Annotated in this window: 10 protein-coding genes; 4 read left to right on the top strand and 6 right to left on the bottom strand. The window is 74.5% G+C overall.

Annotated features, from left to right (window positions below; all coding sequences use genetic code 11):
- Position 1: 1 nt before the first annotated feature.
- The 4 genes from K7787_RS28410 to K7787_RS28425 form a co-directional block, all read right to left on the bottom strand.
- Positions 2–1,519, bottom strand: coding sequence for a PrsW family intramembrane metalloprotease (locus K7787_RS28410; protein ID WP_223003402.1), 1,518 nt, complete (start codon positions 1,517–1,519; stop codon positions 2–4).
- 197 nt (positions 1,520–1,716) lie between these two features.
- Positions 1,717–2,544, bottom strand: a complete 828-nt coding sequence (gene trmB, locus K7787_RS28415) for a tRNA (guanosine(46)-N7)-methyltransferase TrmB (protein WP_372456696.1) — start codon at positions 2,542–2,544, stop codon at positions 1,717–1,719.
- 141 nt (positions 2,545–2,685) lie between these two features.
- Positions 2,686–3,897 carry an L-2-hydroxyglutarate dehydrogenase gene (gene lhgD, locus K7787_RS28420; protein WP_019984939.1) on the bottom strand — a complete coding sequence of 404 codons (1,212 nt, stop codon included), beginning with the start codon at positions 3,895–3,897 and terminating at the stop codon, positions 2,686–2,688.
- A 276-nt stretch (positions 3,898–4,173) separates the two neighbouring features.
- Positions 4,174–5,598 carry an NsdA family TPR-like regulatory protein gene (locus K7787_RS28425; protein ID WP_009189412.1) on the bottom strand — a complete coding sequence of 475 codons (1,425 nt, stop codon included), beginning with the start codon at positions 5,596–5,598 and terminating at the stop codon, positions 4,174–4,176.
- Positions 5,599–6,280: 682 nt separating this feature from the next.
- Here K7787_RS28425 and K7787_RS28430 point away from each other — a divergent pair.
- On the top strand, positions 6,281–8,380 hold the full coding sequence (locus K7787_RS28430) for an asparagine synthase-related protein (protein WP_223003403.1): 2,100 nt from the start codon (positions 6,281–6,283) through the stop codon (positions 8,378–8,380).
- A gap of 786 nt (positions 8,381–9,166) precedes the next feature.
- Here K7787_RS28430 and K7787_RS28435 read toward each other — a convergent pair.
- Positions 9,167–9,958, bottom strand: coding sequence for a TetR/AcrR family transcriptional regulator (locus K7787_RS28435; RefSeq protein ID WP_223003404.1), 792 nt, complete (start codon positions 9,956–9,958; stop codon positions 9,167–9,169).
- A 393-nt stretch (positions 9,959–10,351) separates the two neighbouring features.
- Between K7787_RS28435 and K7787_RS28440 the strand changes: the two genes are divergently transcribed.
- Both K7787_RS28440 and K7787_RS28445 read left to right on the top strand, forming a co-directional pair.
- A complete protein-coding gene (locus K7787_RS28440; RefSeq protein WP_164387631.1) occupies positions 10,352–11,728 on the top strand; it encodes an NAD(P)/FAD-dependent oxidoreductase in 1,377 nt (458 codons plus the stop codon).
- Positions 11,729–11,979: 251 nt separating this feature from the next.
- Positions 11,980–13,659 (top strand): ATP-binding SpoIIE family protein phosphatase, encoded by a 1,680-nt coding sequence (locus K7787_RS28445; protein WP_223003405.1) that lies wholly within the window; start codon positions 11,980–11,982, stop codon positions 13,657–13,659.
- Between the two features lie 79 nt (positions 13,660–13,738).
- Here the strand turns inward: K7787_RS28445 and K7787_RS28450 are convergent, their stop codons facing one another.
- Positions 13,739–15,004, bottom strand: coding sequence for an MFS transporter (locus tag K7787_RS28450; RefSeq protein WP_019984932.1), 1,266 nt, complete (start codon positions 15,002–15,004; stop codon positions 13,739–13,741).
- Between the two features lie 166 nt (positions 15,005–15,170).
- On the opposite strand from K7787_RS28450, the gene K7787_RS28455 reads away from it, so the two are divergent.
- Positions 15,171–15,722: a MarR family winged helix-turn-helix transcriptional regulator gene (locus K7787_RS28455; protein ID WP_009189405.1), complete on the top strand. Its 552-nt coding sequence runs from the start codon at positions 15,171–15,173 to the stop codon at positions 15,720–15,722.
- The last annotated feature ends 375 nt before the right edge of the window (positions 15,723–16,097 follow it).

A 16,097-nucleotide genomic window follows, 5' to 3' on the forward strand; every position in this document is an offset into this window, starting at 1 on the left:
GCTAGGACTGCGTCCGGTACGGGTTGTACGCGGGGTACGGAGTCGTCGGCGCGCCGGGGGAACCGTACGAGCCGTGCGGCCCGTGCGACCCGGGCCCCTGCGCTCCGGGATGCGTCTGCCCGGGCGCTCCGGGGCCGCCCGGGGGATACCCGTAGCCGTACCCGTACGAGCCGGGACCGGCGGTCTGCGGGTGCGGGCCGAAGCCGGGGCCCTGGGGGTGCGGCGCGCCGTACCGCTGGGAGTGGCCGTACACGCCGTACACCGGCCACGGCGGGGCGACGACCCGGACCGGCGGCGCGGTCATCCGGGCCGCGTGGTCGAGCGCGGGCTGTGCCACCTCGCGCCCGCGCCACATCTCGTGCAGCAACTGCTGCTCGCGGGCGACGAAGTCGGGGCCGACCCGGCCGAGGCGGCCCCGGCGGCGCAGGAACGCCAGCGAGGTCGCGCACGCCTCGTACCGGGCGACGGTGCGGGCCGCGGGCTTGCCGAGGTGCCGGGAGGCGTACTCCCGGGCCACCCGGCGGGCCCGCATGGACCCGAGGGCGAACGGTTCGGCCGGGGTCAGCCACCCGGCGGCCGCGTAGGCCGGCAGTTCCTCGCGGACGGTGCGCAGCTCGCGCTGGCGGGTCCAGACGACCAGCCAGGTCAGCAGTCCGAGGGCGGGCAGCATGAAGGCGCCGTAGACGGCGAAGAAGCCGTACGTGCCGAAGGTCGAGGAGCTGTTCCAGAAGGCGTGCATGCCCATCGCCAGCAGCAGTCCGGCCGGCGGCAGCAGGAGGCGGCGCACCCGGTGGCGCTCGGCGGACAGGGACGCGGCGATGCCGAAGCCGATGCCGGTGAGGACGGTGAACAGCGGGTGCGCGAAGGGCGACATCACCACGCGCACGAAGAAGGTGGCGGCGGTGACGGAGGCGATGCCCCGGCCGCCGGTCATCTGGTCGGCGCCGAAGGCGGTGCCGAGGTAGAGGATGTTCTCGGTGAACGCGAAGCCGGTCGCGGTCACCCCGGCTATCACCACCCCGTCGACGATGCCGGTGAAGTCGCGTCTGCGGAAGAGGAAGACCAGCAGCACGGCGGCGGCCTTCGCGGACTCCTCCACGATCGGGGCTATCACGGTGGCGCCGAGGGTGTCGGCCCCGGCCGGGTCGGCGGTCGCCGTGGCGATCCACTTGGTGGCGAAGCTGTTGGCGACGATGGCGATGAGCGCCGCCGCGCAGGCGCCCCAGGCGAACGCGAACACCATGTTGCGCCAGGGCCCCGGATCGACCCGGTCGAGCCAGCGGAAGGCGGCCGTCAGCAGCGGCACCGGCAGCACGGCCAGGCCGAGCCCGACGAGGAAGCCCTCGGTGCCGGTCTGCCGCCGGACGAGGGCGAGGATGACGAGCCCGGACAGCGCCAGCAGGGCGGCCAGTGCGCCGTACCGCACCCACCGTTTCTGCCACCAGTGGGCGTGTCGCGGTGGGCCGCCGACGGGGGCGGGACCGCTGGGATGCGTCGGGTACGGGGGACAGGTGGCCACGTGATTGACCCTAACGAGGGAGGGGACCGCCCGCGACGGTGTATCGCGGTTCCGGCACGGACGGTACGGAGACCTGTGCGGTCCTGGACCTGTGCGGTCCTGGACCTGTGCGGTCCTGGACCTGTGCGGTCCTGGGACCGGTGGGGGCCTGGGACCGGTGGGGTCGTGAGACCTGTGCGGTCCTGAGCGTCCCGCGGCTAGCCGCGCCGGCCGTCGTGGGGTACGCGGCGGAAGAGCAGGTCGTTCACCACGTGCCCCTTCTCCAGGCCCTGGCCCTCGAAACGCGTCAGGGGGCGGAAGTCGGGGCGGGGCGCGAAGCCGCCGTCGGCGCGGGTGTTCTCGAAGTCGGGGTGCGCGGTCAGTACGTCGAGCATCTGTTCGGCATACGGCTCCCAGTCGGTCGCGCAGTGCACGATCGCCCCGGGGCGCAGCCGGGCGGCGGCCAGCGTCAGGAACTCGGGCTGGATCAGCCGCCGCTTGTGGTGCCGCTTCTTGGGCCACGGGTCGGGGAAGTACACGCGCAGGCCGTCGAGGGAGTCGGGGGTGAGCATCTCGCGCAGCAGGATGATCGCGTCCCCGTTGGCGACCCGGACGTTCGTCAGCCCGTGCCGCTCGGCGAGGGCGAGCAGATTGCCCTGGCCGGGGGTGTGGACGTCCACGGCGAGGATGTTGGTGCCGGGGTCCGCGGCCGCCATCTGCGCGGTGGCCTCGCCCATCCCGAACCCGATCTCCAGCACGACGGGACGGTCGTCGCCGAACAGCTCGGCGAGGTCGAGGACCCGCTGCCCGTCGATGTCGAACCCCCACCGGGGCCACAGCCGCTGCAGTGCCTCCGCCTGCCCCGCGGTGACCCGGCTGCGCCGGGGCTGGAAACTCCGGATCCGCCGCTCGAAGTGCGACCCGGCCGGATCGGCCTGGGGCCCGTCGGGAAACCGGGGCTCCCCCTTGGCCCGGCCATGCCGAACGACTCCGTCGCCCTCAGGCGCGGACGGATGAGCGGGGGAGAGATTCAAGGACTCAGACACAGTGCCCCAATTTTACGGCCGGCCGCACCCTTACCAGAGCGGCCCGCGATCACCGGCCCGTCCGGCGCTCGAGGACGAGGCCGTCCAGGCGCCGATGCGGGGGTCTGGGGGCGCAGCCCCCAGGGAACGGGAAGTCCGCCCTCACGCCTCCCCCAGCGCCCCCAACGCCCTCCGGGCGACCTCCCGCCCGATCGGCAGCGAAGCGGTCGCCGCGGGCGACGGAGCGTTCAGCACGTGCACCGCCCGCTCCCCCTCCCGGATCAGGAAGTCGTCCACCAGCGTCCCGTCCCGCAGCACGGCCTGCGCCCGCACTCCGGCAGGAGCCGCCACCAGATCCCCTTCCTCCACCGCCGGCAACAGCCTCCGCACCGCCTGCGTGAACGCCCCCTTGGACACCGACCGCCGCAGCTCCCCCGCCCCGTACCGCCAGTGCCGCCGGGCGATCCGCCACGACCCCGGCCAGCCGAGCGTCCCGGCCAGCTCCCGCGGCCGGACGACCCCCCAGCCGTACCCCTCGCGGGCCAGCGCCGGCACCGCGTTGGGCCCGATGTGCACCCCGCCGTCGATCCCGCGCGTGAGGTGCACGCCGAGGAACGGGAACGCCGGGTCCGGCACCGGATACACCAGCCCCCGCACCAGCTCGGGCCGCGCCAGCTCGTAGTACTCCCCGCGGAACGGCACGATCCGCATCCCCGGGTCGTCCCCGGTCAGCCGCGCCACCTCGTCGCACCGCAATCCCGCGCAGTTCACCAGGACCCGCCCGCGCACGACGTCGCCGCGCGCCGTGCGGACGGCCACGCCCAGCCCGGCGCGGCGGTCCACCTGGACGACCCGCGCCCCGTAGCGGATCTCCGCGCCGGAGGCGGCGGCCAGCTGCCGGGCCACGCCGGTGTAGTCGCAGATCCCGGTGGTGCCCACGTGGATCGCGGCCAGTCCGCGCACCTCCGGCTCGTACTCCGCTATCTGCGCGGCGCCCAGTTCGCGCACCGGGATGCCGTTCTCCCGGCCGCGCTGCACCAGGGCGTGCAGCCGGGGCAGCTCCTCGCGCGCGGTCGCGACGATCAGCTTGCCGGTGACGGCGTGCGCGACGCCGTACTCGGCGCAGAACTTGACCATCTCGGCCGCGCCCCGCACCGCGTACCGCGCCTTCAGGGAGCCGGGCCGGTAGTAGATGCCGCTGTGGATCACTCCGCTGTTGCGCCCCGTCTGGTGCCGGGCCGGACCGGGCTCCTTCTCCAGCACGGTCACCCGCGTGCCCGGCGCGGCACGCGTGATCGCGTACGCCGTCGACAGCCCGACGATCCCGCCGCCGACCACCAGCACGTCGCAGTCGTGAGCGATCCTCGGCCGCATCCGCTCCACCTCCCGCTTCGATAGTGCACCGTGCCACTGACAATGCCCCCGGACCGGGCGGCGGACGCGCCCCGGAGCCCCCGCCCGGAACCGCCTCGGAGGCGGACAACCCGGAGACAGACGGCCCGGATGCGGACGTTCCCGCCCAAGCCGACTCGGTCTGAGCCGACTCGGCCTGAGCCGCCTCGGAGGGACGGCCCGGAGGCGGACGGCCCGGCGGGGACCGGCCCCGGCGGGGACCGGCCCGGCAGGGGGACCGGCCGGCGGAAGACGGCCCTAGGCGGGGGTCACCAGCAGCGGCCGGGCCCGCTCGCGCAGCTCGGCCACGCGGGGCTCGTCGCCGTAGGGCTCCAGCCGGTGCAGGAGGTCCTTGACGTACTCCGTGGTGCGCGCCGAGGAGATCCGCCCGGCGACCTCCACCGCCCGCACGCCCTGCTCGCAGGCCGCGTCCAGGTTGCCCGACTCCAGCTCGGCGACCGCGGAGACGACGAGCCTGAGGCCGTGCGAGCGCACGAACTCCTCCGTCGGCTTCGACAGCGCCTGCTCGGTGAAGCGGCGGACCTGGCGGGGGGCCTTCAGGTCGCGGTAGCACTCGGCGGCGTCGGCGGCGAACCGGTCGTAGCCGTAGAAGCCGAGCCAGCTCGGGTCGTTGTCGCCCTCGCGGGAGCGCTCCAGCCAGCCCTCGGCCGCCTTCAGGGCCGCGCCGGCCGCCTGGGCGTCCCCCGCGCGCGCGTGGGCGCGTGCCTCCACGAGGCGGAAGAAGCTCATCGTGCGGGCCGTGGCCAGGCCGCGGTTGCGCTCCAGGGCGGCCTGCGCGAGGTCGACGCCCTCGTCGCCGAAGCCGCGGTAGGTCGCCTGGAGGGACATCGACGCCAGGACGTAACCCCCGAGGGGGACGTCGGCGGCCGCGCGGGCCAGGCGCAGCGCCTGGATGTAGTAGCGCTGCGCGGCCTCCTGCTGGCCGGTGTCGAAGGCCATCCAGCCGGCCAGCCGGGTCAGTTCGGCGGACGCGCCGAACAGGGCCCTGCCGACCTCGTCGGAGTACGAGCCGAGCAGCAGCGGCGCCGCCTCCACCCGCAGGCACTCGGGGACCATCGAGGAACGCCAGTCGCCGCCGCCGTACTTGGAGTCCCAGCGGCGCGCGTCCTCGGCGGCCTCGCGCAGCTTGCGCACATCGCTGTGGCCGACTTTGATCGGCGCGCCCGAGCCCTCCGCCGTGTTCGCCTCGCGCGCCACCGAGCTGTCGGCCGGGGTTATCAGCCAGCGGGAGGCGGGAGTGGCGTACGCGGTCACGGCGAACGAGCCGGCCAGCGACTGCCAGATGCCGCCGGTGCCGGCCCGGCGGCCGGCCAGGTCGAGCCGGTACAGCTCGGTCGCCGACTTCACCGCCTGGCCGACGTCCCGGGGAAAGGCGAGGCCGACCTCGGGCGCGGGGTCCGCGTCCGCCAGGCCGATCTCGTGCAGCGGCACCGGGCGGCCGAGCTTCTGGCCGATGGCGGCGGCGATGAGGTGCGGGGCCGCGCCCTGGGGCACCATCCCCTTCGACACCCAGCGCGCCACCGACGTCTTGTCGTAGCGAAGAGTCAACCCGCGCTGTGCGCCCAGGTCGTTGACGCGCCGTGCCAGCCCTGCGTTGCTGATTCCCGCGAGGGCGAGAACGGCGCCGAGTTTCTCGTTCGGCCCGCGTTGCTCCCTGGACATGCGCCACCCCTCGACACAGACGGCTGCCGCGCTGGCATAACCACGCGGCATTCGTAAACCCAGCGTAGTTCGCCGCATCCCAAGCGTTAAGGGGCATTCTTCCGGATGGCGGGATTGTGGTCCGCACGGGAGTACGGAGTCTGCACGCAGGGTGGCGGCGTGCTCCCGATGTGTGGCCGTGCGCCCGTGCGTGCGCTCTACTCCGGCCACCGGGGGAGCGATTCCATGGTTTCGCGTGGGTCGGCCCGCTGTACTGGATCCAGTGGGCTGGGGGACACCGCCGCCTACATCCCCGCGGGCGGCGGACCGGTCCGGGAGGCGAACTCCGCCTCCCGGACCGTACGTTGCCGCCGGGCCGCGCCGGCCGTGTACGGAGCGTGCGCACGCCTGTTCGCCGAACTCCGATTTGGCTGAAAATAGCCCCATCGTCCTGCCGTCGATTTCCGTCCCTACCACGGCACTTGACGGCGCGCGGGGTATTGCGGGGAGCGCATCAGGGGGCGCATTCAGGTCGCGACGACCTTGCCCCGTACGGCCGTTCGCCATCGGCGCGGCCGGCGCGCGAGCGCGCGCACCGTGTGCCCGAGGCGGCTCCGCCTCCCCTCCGGCACGCCTCCTTCGTGGCAGCATGGTGACCGGTTCGTACGGTGCACCTGGTTGTCCGCGGTCCGTGGAGGCGTCGATGCGGTGGTTGGTGGGGTGGAGCAGCGCCGCCGCGGGGGCCGACCGGATCGGTTCCGCCGGCGCCACCGGATACGACGGCGAGACCGTGCAGCCGGTGGGCTCCCAACTCCTGTGGGGCGACCCCGACCCGCTGTGGGCGGTCGGCGACTGGCGGCCCGACGAGATCCGCGTCGTGCAGTCCGACGCGCAGACCAGGATCGCGGTGCTCGGCACCTGCGGCGCCTCCGACGAACAGCTGCGGGTCAGTCTGTTCGCGGCGCGCGGGGGCGCACTGCGGCATCTGACCGCCTGGCCCGGCAGCTACACCGCCGTCGTCCAGGTGGGCCGCCGCATCACCGTCTGCGGCGACCTCGCGGGCGCGCGCCCGGTCTTCCACACCCCGTGGGCCGGCGGCACGGCCTACGCGACGGCCGCGCTGCCGCTGGCCGACCTGGTCGAGGCCAACCTCGACTTCGCCCACCTCGCCGCCCTGCTCGCCGCCCCCGACGTCCCGGCCGCGCTGCACGACTCCACGCCCTACGAGGGCGTACGGCGCATCCCGCCCGGCCATGCGCTGATCCTGCGCGCCGGAGCGCGCGAGGTCGCAGGGTACGAGCCGGTCGCCTCCCTCGCCGTCGCCGCGCCCCCGGCCGACCCCGACAGCGCCGTCGACGCGGTGCGCGACGCCCTGGTCGAGGCCGTCCGGGCCCGGCTCTCCGCGCCCCGGCACGTGCCCGACATCGATCCCGGCCCGGTGCCCGGCATGGGCCCGGCCGAACGGCGCGCGGCCCGCGGGATGCCGGTGCCCGGGATCGGCGCGGACCTGTCCGGCGGCCCCGCCTCGGGCACCCTCGCGCTGCTGGCGGCCGGCCTGCCGGGCAACCCCGGCACGCTGCTCGGCCACGGCACGGGCGCCGGTGAACGCCTGCTGGCCGTCACCTTCAACGACCTCGCCGTCGGCGGCCGCGAGGCCGAACTGGAGCGCGCCGGGGCCCTCGCCGCCAACCCGCGCCTGCACCACGTGGTCGTCACCGGCGGCGAGGACGTCCTGCCCTACGCCGACCTGGACGGCCCGCTCACCGACGAGCCCGGACCGTCCCTGGTCGTGGCGGCCCGGCACCGCGCCCGGCTGGCCTCGGGCAGCGCGGACCACTTCACCGGCTACGGCGCCCGCCAGGTGCTCGACGCCCATCCCGCGCGCCTGGCCGACCTCCTGATGGACCGCAAGCGGCGCCACCTCGTGCGGCCCGTCGCCGCGCTCACCCGGGCCGACGGCTCCGTGCTGGTGCCCGCGCGGGTGTACGGCGCGGCCCGGCGGCTGGCCCGCACGCCGTACGGCGCCGGTCTGGAGAGCCTGGCCGAACGGCTGCTGCGCCGCCGCTTCGACGAGCCCGCGGGCGCGGTCGGGGCGTCGCTGGCCGCGCTCACCTGGGGCGGGCCCGGTCCCGCCGCGCGCTGGCTGACCGGCGAGGCGCTGGCTGAAGTATCGGTTCGCCTCCAGGGGGCGACGACCCGCTCCGGCGCCGGTCCGGGCCAGCGGCCGGGCGAGCACCGCGCCCGGGCCGCCCTGGCACGGCACGCCGCGGACGTACGCGTCCTGGAACAGGCCGCGGAGATCCGCTCCCAGCGGCTGCACTCGCCCTTCCTCGACAACCAGGTCGTCCGCGCCTGCCGCGCCCTCCCGGAGGCCCTGCGCGTCCAGCCCGGCGCCCGCGCGGCCATCCTGCGGACGGTCCTGGAGGGCGCCGGGGTCGGCGAACTGCCGCCCGGCTGGGGCGCGCCCTCGCACGCCCCGGCCGCCGTCGCGGCCCGCGCGGGGCTGCGGGTGGCCGTGGACGGCCTGATGGACCTGTTCGCCACCCCGCTGCTCGCCGAGGCGGGCCTCGTGGAGGCACGGGTGGTCCGCAAGGCCCTGCGCGCGGCGGCCCAGGGCGAGCCGCTGCCGCTGGACGGCCTGGCGGACCTGGTCTCCCTGGAGATGTGGCTGCGCCGCCTGCTCGCCCGCAGGGGCACATGCTGGACCGGCACCCCGGCCCGAGCCCGAGCGGTCCCGTCAGGCATCACCCCCCAACGAGGCGCCCTGGCCTCAGGCGGCGGCGCACTGACCTCCGGGGGGTGAGGTTGCCCTCCGGGGGGTGAGGGGGGCGCGGTTGAGCGGGGGGGGGGCGCGCCGGCCTCCGGAGGGTGAGGGGGGCGGCTTGCGGTGAGGGTGCGCCGGCCTTCGCTCGGTGAGTGCGGGCCGCTTGGGATGAAGGGGCGCCGCCTTCCGCTCGGTCAGCGGGGGTTGCTTGTGCGAGGGCGCGTCGGCGTCCGGCGGGTGGGGTGACAGACCGGCGGTCGCGGCATTGTCCGTCGGTGCGTCGGACCGCCCGCACCGTGGGGCGCGCTCCGGCGGCCGAGTGGCGCTGTCGCGCAAAGCCGTGCACGCCGGGGAGCGGCGTGGCGGAGGAACGGCGTCGCGCACGAGGCGGTCGCAGCTCCCCGGGGGAACGCTAGCTGTCCCCGGGGGAACGCTCGCCGTCCCTGAGGAAGCCGCCGACGGAAGGCCACCGACGGAAGGCCGCCGACGGAAGGCCGCCAGCGGAAGCAGCCGCCGGCCGAGCGGCGGCCGTGGGTCGCGTGTTGTCGCCGCTGTCGCGTGCGGGCCGCCGGCCGGGGGAGCGAGTCACCCGTTGAGCGGCGAGGTCACCCGCCGGGGAAGCGCGTCAACCGTCGAGCGGTGCAGTCACCCGTCCGGGGACGGCGCCACCCGTTCGACGGCGTCCCCGTCGTCGGTCATCGCCGGCCCGGTCAGCCCGCTCACCGGGCTGACGGAGCGCCAGGCGACGGTCACCGTCGGCCCGGCCCGCGCCCGGCCCGCGCCCGCCCGCCGTACCGCAGCCCGCCGACCGAGCCGCCCCGCCGATCACGCCGGCCGGGAACGTAGTCCCTCCAGCAGGATGTCCAGCAGGCGGGCCGAGGCGGCCGCCTGCTGGGCCGCGTCGGGGAGCGAGGGCGCCGCCGTCGCGATGACCAGCAGGACGTCCGACACCGAGACGTCCGCCCGCAGTTCACCCGCCGACCGCGCCCGCTCCACGAGCCGCCCCACGACCTCCAGCAGCGCCGCCGCTCCCGCGTCCTCGACCGCGGGGTCCCCGGCGAGCGCCGCCCCGGCCTCGTCGGCCACGAGCCGCAGCTCTCCCGCGCCCGGCTGGGTCCGCTGCTGCGGCAGCCGGGCGCCGTCCGGCCCGGCCGCGCCGTCGGCGTGCTCCTCGGCGACCCCGACCCGCAGCACCTGCGGCGGCAGCAGCCGCCCCGCGCCGGACGCCACCGACGTGCGCAGGAAGCGCGAGAGCGCCGCCCACGCGTCGTCCTCCTGGCCGAGCGCGGCCCGCGCCTGGTCGGTCAGCCGGGAGGTCTCCTCCTCGGCTATCCGCCGCACCAGCACGTCCTTGCTCGGGAACCGCCGGTACACCGTGCCGACGCCCACCCGCGCGCGCCGCGCCACGTCCTCCATCGGCGCGCCGTAACCGAGTTCGCCGAAGACCTCGCGCGCCGCCCTGAGCACATGCTCGAGGTTGCGCTGCGCGTCCACCCTGAGCGGCGTGGCCCGCGCCGCCCGGGACTCGTCCCCGCGACCGCCCGTGGCCGTGCCCATCGCGCCGCCGCCGGTCGTGAGGGCGGACGCGGCCGACCAATGCGTGTCCTGAATGTGCATGAATGTTCCCCCGGTGATGACGTCTCCCCCCGGAGACTCCCCGCCACTGAACGCGAGGTGCGCGAAAGCGGGAATCGCACACGATCGAGTCCGTCCCCGAGATCCGGTGAGATCCCGCGGACTCGTCCGCCCCCGTCCCCTACACCCCGTCGACACGAACATAGTTGAGCGGGGGTCAATTCAGAAGAGGCAGGTTCCGCCCGGAGCGCCCCCCGATCGGAGTACGGGTCGCAAACGCCCGGATTGCATCCCTCCGCACGCCCCCTCCCACCCCTGCTGACCTGCGCTCCTTCCCCGCACGGCGCTGATTCGGCCAACCCGGGCGCGCACCGGCCCGCCGTCATACGAATCGCCGGGCCTGTGGACAAACGACAGTCACGGGTGCGTCATGGGATGGTGAAGGAACGTGCGCGCATTCTCGTTGTCGGCGGCGGCTACGTCGGGATGTACACGGCCCTGCGCCTGCAGCAGCGGCTGAAACGGGAGCTGAGGCGGGGCGCGGCCGAGATCACGGTCGTCACGCCCGACCCCTATATGACGTACCAGCCGTTCCTGCCGGAAGCGGCCGCCGGGGCGATCTCCCCCCGGCACGTCGTCGTGCCGCTGCGCCGCGTCCTCGACCAGTGTCGCGTCATCGTCGGCGAGGCGAGCGCCGTCGACCACGCGCGCCGCACCGCCACCGTCACCACCCTCGCCACCGAGGAGAGCGGCGGCAGCGAGGAACTGACGTACGACGAACTCGTGCTCGCCCCGGGCTCCGTCTCCCGCACCCTGCCCATCCCCGGCCTGATCGACTACGGCATCGGGTTCAAGACGGTCGAGGAAGCCATCGGCCTGCGCAACCACGTCATCGAACAGATGGACATCGCCTCCTCCACCCGCGACCCCGAGATCCGCGACGCCGCCCTCACCTTCGTCTTCGTCGGCGGCGGCTACGCGGGCGTGGAAGCGCTCGGCGAGCTGGAGGACATGGCCCGCTACGCCACGCGGTACTACCACAACATCAAGCCCGCCGACATGAAATGGATCCTGGTCGAGGCCTCGGACCGCATCCTGCCCGAGGTCGGCGAGGAGATGGGCCGCTACACCGTCACCGAACTGCGCCGCCGCAACATCCAGGTCCTCCTGCACACCCGGCTGGAGTCCTGCGCCGACCGCGTCGCCGTCCTCAGCGACGGCCAGCGCTTCCCGACCCGGACGCTGGTGTGGACCGCCGGCGTCAAACCGCACCCCCTGCTCGCCGCCACCGACCTGCCCCGCGACGAGCGCGGCCGGCTCCGCTGCACCGCCGAACTGACCGTGGACGGCGTCGACCACGCGTGGGCCGCCGGCGACGCCGCCGCCGTCCCCGACGTCACCGCCGCCGAACCGGGCCGCGCCACCGCGCCCAACGCCCAGCACGCGGTCCGCCAGGCCAGGGTCCTCGCCGACAACATCGCCCACTGTCTGCGCGGCGAACCGCTGGAGACGTACGCGCACAAATACGCCGGCTCGGTCGCCTCCCTGGGACTGCACAAGGGCGTCGCACAGGTGTACGGGCGCAAGCTGAAGGGCTACCCGGCCTGGTTCATGCACCGCGCCTACCACCTCAGCCGCGTCCCCACCGTCAACCGCAAGGCCCGGGTGCTGGCGGAATGGACGCTGGCGGGACTCTTCAAACGGGAGATCGTCTCCCTCGGCTCCCTGGAACACCCCCGGGCCGAATTCGAACTCGCGGCCGGTGGAAAACACCCCCTGGACCCGAACATCAACCCGAAAGGGTCGTCCTGACCGAACCCAGGAACTCCGTGGCACGCCCCGGCGTCCAACGGATGTCGGCGCGCGGCGGCCGCACTGCCACACTGTCCCCGACCGAGGAGCGACAGCCGCGAGAAGCGACCGCCGCCCCCCGCAACCGCCCTCGCACGACCGCCCCGCCGCCCCGACCGGAGCGGCACGACCACGCGCTTCCGCCGCGCGGCCCCCACCCCACGGCCGGGCCCGGAGCCGGCCCGAGACGACCAGACACGAGGCAAGGATCCGTGAACTTCACGCGCTGGAGCGCCCGGCTCCCCGGCATCCCCGGAACGCAGCGCCGCGCCGCAGCGCGGACCGACCTCGCCACCGCCCCGGAGCGGCGCGCCGACGGCTCCGTCCCCGCCGCCCGCGCCGGGCAGCCGGCCGACCCGGCGAATCCCGCGCCCGCCGTCGACACCCTCCCCGCCCGCGAGGTGCTCGACCGCGTCCCGGCCCTCGTCGCCCTCGTGCACGGCCCCGACCACCGCCTCGCCTACGTCAACGGCGCCTACACGGCGGCCTTCGGCGCCCGCCCCCTCGGCGAACCGGCCCGCGACGCCCTGCCCGAACTGCGCGAACTCGGCCTGCTCCCGCTCCTCGACCAGGTCCTGCGCAGCGGCAGACCCCGCACCCTGAAGTCCCGCAAGGCCACCGACGGCCGCTCCTACACCTTCACCTGCACCCCCGCAGGCGAGGCCGACGCCGCCGACCGCACCAGCGGCCCCGGCGTGCTGGTCTTCGCCACCGACGTCACCGACCACGCCGAGGCCGCCGAACGCCTGCGGGCCAGCGAGCGACGCCAGCGCGAGACCGCGGTCACCCTCCAGCGCTCCCTGCTGCCCCAGGTCCTGGAACAGCCCGACGACCTGCGCATCGCCGCCACCTACCAGCCGGGCGGCACGGAGGCCGCCGTCGGCGGCGACTGGTACGACGTCATCACCCTCGGCGGCGGCCGCACCGCCCTCGTCATCGGCGACGTCATGGGCCGGGGCGTGCGCGCCGCGGCCGTCATGGGCCAGCTGCGCACCGCCGTCCGCGCCTACGCCCGCATGGACCTGCCCCCGCACGAGATCCTCCAGCTCCTGGACGGCCTCGCCGCCGAGATCGACGCCAACCAGATCGCCACCTGCGTCTACGCCGTCCACGACCCCAACGAGGGCCGGCTCGTGTACTCCTCCGCCGGCCATCTGCCGATCCTCGTCCGCGACGAGAACGGCGCCGTCGTCCGCGCCGACGAACCCACCGGCCCGCCGCTCGGCACCGGCGGCTGGGTGCACTCCTCCGGCTCGGTCCCGCTCGGCCCCGGCTCCACCGCCGTCCTCTACACCGACGGCCTGGTCGAACGCCGGGACGAAGACCTCGACGAGGGCATCACCGCCCTGGAACGCGCCCTGGCCGGCGCCACCGGCACCCCCCAGGTCGTCTGCGACCGCCTCGTCCGCTCCGCCGGCGTCCAGGCGGACCACGACGACGACGTCGCCGTCCTCGTCCTCCAGCACCCCGCCCGCACCGGCCACGACGGCGAGCTCTTCCGCAACGCCGCCCTCGAACTGCTCGGCGGCGTCGAAGCCGCCCCCCGCGCGCGTGCCTTCGCCTCCGGCGTCCTCACCAGCTGGCGCTTCCCGGCCGAACTGCACGACCTCGGCGTCCTCGCGGCCAGCGAACTCGTCGCCAACTCCCTCCAGCACGGCACGCCCCCGATGCGACTGCGGCTGCGTCGCACCGACCGCCGCCTCATCATCGAGGTCACCGACGGCGACGACCACCTCCCCAGGCGCCGCCGCGCCGAACCGGTGGACGAGTCCGGCCGCGGCATCGCCATCGTCGCCACCATCGCCTCCGGCTGGGGCGCCCGCCGCACCCCGGGCGGCGGAAAGGCGGTCTGGTGCGAGTTCGTCCTCCCGGCGAAGCAGGAGTCGCCGTAGGGACGCGAAAGGCGGCCGCCACCCAGAGTGACGGCCGCCGTACGCGCGGGCCGGGACGCCGAGGAGCCCCCGGACGGGATCACGCCTCCGCGGCCACCGGCTCCGCGGCCGCCCCGCCGCGCGCCACCACCCGGCTCCGCGCCGCCCACGGATGGTCCTGCGCCGTGGTGAGCGCCCGCCCCAGCCGCAGCGCCAGCGCACTGACCCCCAGCGCGAACACCAGGAACGTCACCACATACGGCCCCGGCAGTGCCGCCGCCAGCGGACCGCCCACCGCCGGACCGACCGCCAGCGCCAACTGCTTCACCAGGGCGAACGCGGAGTTGTACTGCCCCGCGAGGCCGGTCGGCGCCAGATCGGCGACCAGCGGCGCCAGCGTCGGCGACAGCATCGCCTCGCCCAGCCCGAACAGCGCGTACGTCGACACGAACGCGGCCGTCGCCATCGCCTGGCTGCCGTGCCCCAGCCCCGCGTACGCCGCCGCGGCCCAGGCGACCGCCCAGATCACGCCGACCGCCGCGATCACCCGGGACCGGCGCCGCCGCTCGACGAACTTCAGCACCGCGAACTGCGCCACCACGATCACCAGCGTGTTCGCCGCCAGCGCCGTCCCCAGCGTCGACGTCGATATCCCGGCGGCCTCCACGCCGTACGCGCTCAGCCCCGACTCGAACTGGCCGTAGCAGGCGAAGAAGAGCACGAAGCCCAGCACGCACAGCTGCACCATGGCCCGGTTCCCCAGCAGCCGCCGCCACGCGCCCCGGCCCGTCGAACCGGCCGGAGCGTCCTCGACGCGCGGGGCGTGCGGCATCCGCACCGTCGTCATCAGCACGGCCAGCAGCAGGAACACCGCCGCCTCGATCGCGAACAGCAGCGTGAACGACGACACCCGGGAGGTGTCGACCAGGTGGCCGCCTATGAGACCGCCGACGCCCAGACCCAGGTTCTGCAGGAAGAACTGCATCGCGAACGCCCGCGACCGCGTCTCCGCCGACGAGCAGTCCACGATCATTGTGGCCAGTGCCGGCTGCATCACGGCCTGCCCGGCGCCCAGCGCCGCCGCCGACACCAGCACGGTCGCCGCACCGCCCGCCAGCCCCAGGCTCAGCGCGCCGAGCGCGGCCAGGACCAGGGCGGCGAGCAGGACCGGCAGCGGGCCGCGCCGCACGATCGCCCGGCCGGCGAACGGCAGCACGATCAGCGCGGCCACGGCGAAGACGGCGAGCACCGAGCCCGCCGTCATGGCTCCGAGGCCCCGCACCTGCGCCACATAGACGTACAGGTAGGGGACGGTGAAGCCGAGCCCGAACGCGCTGAGTGCGTTGCCCACGTGGATCCGGCGCATCGCTGCGCCCATCGCCCTGGTCACGTTCACCTCTCTCATCTCTCAGGAACGTAGGTGCTTGGGTGCTCCAGTAGTTAGAACTGAAGACTTCAAAGCTAAACTTCGAAGCTAAACTGTACACCTGGAAGGACTTCGACGCCAAGCGGGCCCGTGCCATACTGCGGACATGGGCGACACCCCCGGCATCGGCAGCGAACCGACTCTCGAAGAGCAGATCGCCGCCTACCAGCGCGAGTTCCAGGACCTCGACCCCCAGGTCGAGAAGATCGTCTCGGCGCTGTCCCGTCTGAACCGCCGGATGAACGTCGCCTACGGCCGCCAGACCGCCGCCCTCGGCATCAGCAACGCCGAGTGGGAGGTCCTCAAGGCCCTCGTCCTCTCGGGCGCGCCGTACCGCATGGGCCCCAGCGAGCTGGCCAAGCGGCTCGGTCTCACCCCGGCCGCGATGACCCACCGCATCGACCGCATGGTCGGCGAGGGTCTGGTCACCCGGGAGCGGGACGAGAACAACCGGGTCCGCGTCATCGTGGAGCTGACCCCCGAGGGCCGGGAGAAGTGGCTGGAGGCCATGCGCCTGGCGACGGTTTTCGAGGGCGACCTGCTCCAGGACCTCTCGCCCGCGGAGCGCGCGGTGCTCGGCGAGGTCCTGACCAGACTGTTGCGCCGGGTCGAGGACGCCCAGCCGGACGCCGGCGGCCGGCTCAGCGACCTCGACTGAAAAGATCTTGACAGGGGGTGCTTGACACGCCTCTGTCCGATCCGTAAGGTTCTTCGGGTTGCCAGCGAGCCGTAACGGTTCTCCGGCGACACCTCCCGCCGCACTGCGGCGACAAACCACCAGCACGATCTCCCAGCCGGGTTGTATTTCGGCGTGCCCGAATTCAATTCGAATGGAGTTCGTCGACCCCGAACGGATCCGCGAGGAGCCGATTGGGAATCGCCGAGAAGATCCGCTAAGGTTTGAGACGTCGGAACGGCCCAACGGGCCGGGAAGACAGCCCCGCTGACCGGGGATCAGGTCGAGAAAAGATCTGATAGAGTCGGATCCGCCGGAAAGGGAAACGCGGAAGCGGGAACCTGGAAAGCACCGAGG

The sequence above is a fragment of the Streptomyces sennicomposti genome, from assembly GCF_019890635.1.
GTDB classification, from domain to species: Bacteria; Actinomycetota; Actinomycetes; order Streptomycetales; family Streptomycetaceae; genus Streptomyces; species Streptomyces sennicomposti.

Excerpts from the sequence above, each read along its gene's own strand:
- lhgD (WP_019984939.1), bottom strand. The coding sequence starts at position 3,897 with ATGCGGCCGAGGATCGCTCACGACTGCGACGTGCTGGTGGTCGGCGGC.
- K7787_RS28440 (WP_164387631.1), top strand. The coding sequence starts at position 10,352 with ATGGTGAAGGAACGTGCGCGCATTCTCGTTGTCGGCGGCGGCTACGTC.
- K7787_RS28455 (WP_009189405.1), top strand. The coding sequence starts at position 15,171 with ATGGGCGACACCCCCGGCATCGGCAGCGAACCGACTCTCGAAGAGCAG.
- K7787_RS28430 (WP_223003403.1), top strand. The coding sequence starts at position 6,281 with ATGCGGTGGTTGGTGGGGTGGAGCAGCGCCGCCGCGGGGGCCGACCGG.
- K7787_RS28450 (WP_019984932.1), bottom strand. The coding sequence starts at position 15,004 with ATGCGCCGGATCCACGTGGGCAACGCACTCAGCGCGTTCGGGCTCGGC.
- K7787_RS28425 (WP_009189412.1), bottom strand. The coding sequence starts at position 5,598 with ATGTCCAGGGAGCAACGCGGGCCGAACGAGAAACTCGGCGCCGTTCTC.
- K7787_RS28435 (WP_223003404.1), bottom strand. The coding sequence starts at position 9,958 with ATGCACATTCAGGACACGCATTGGTCGGCCGCGTCCGCCCTCACGACC.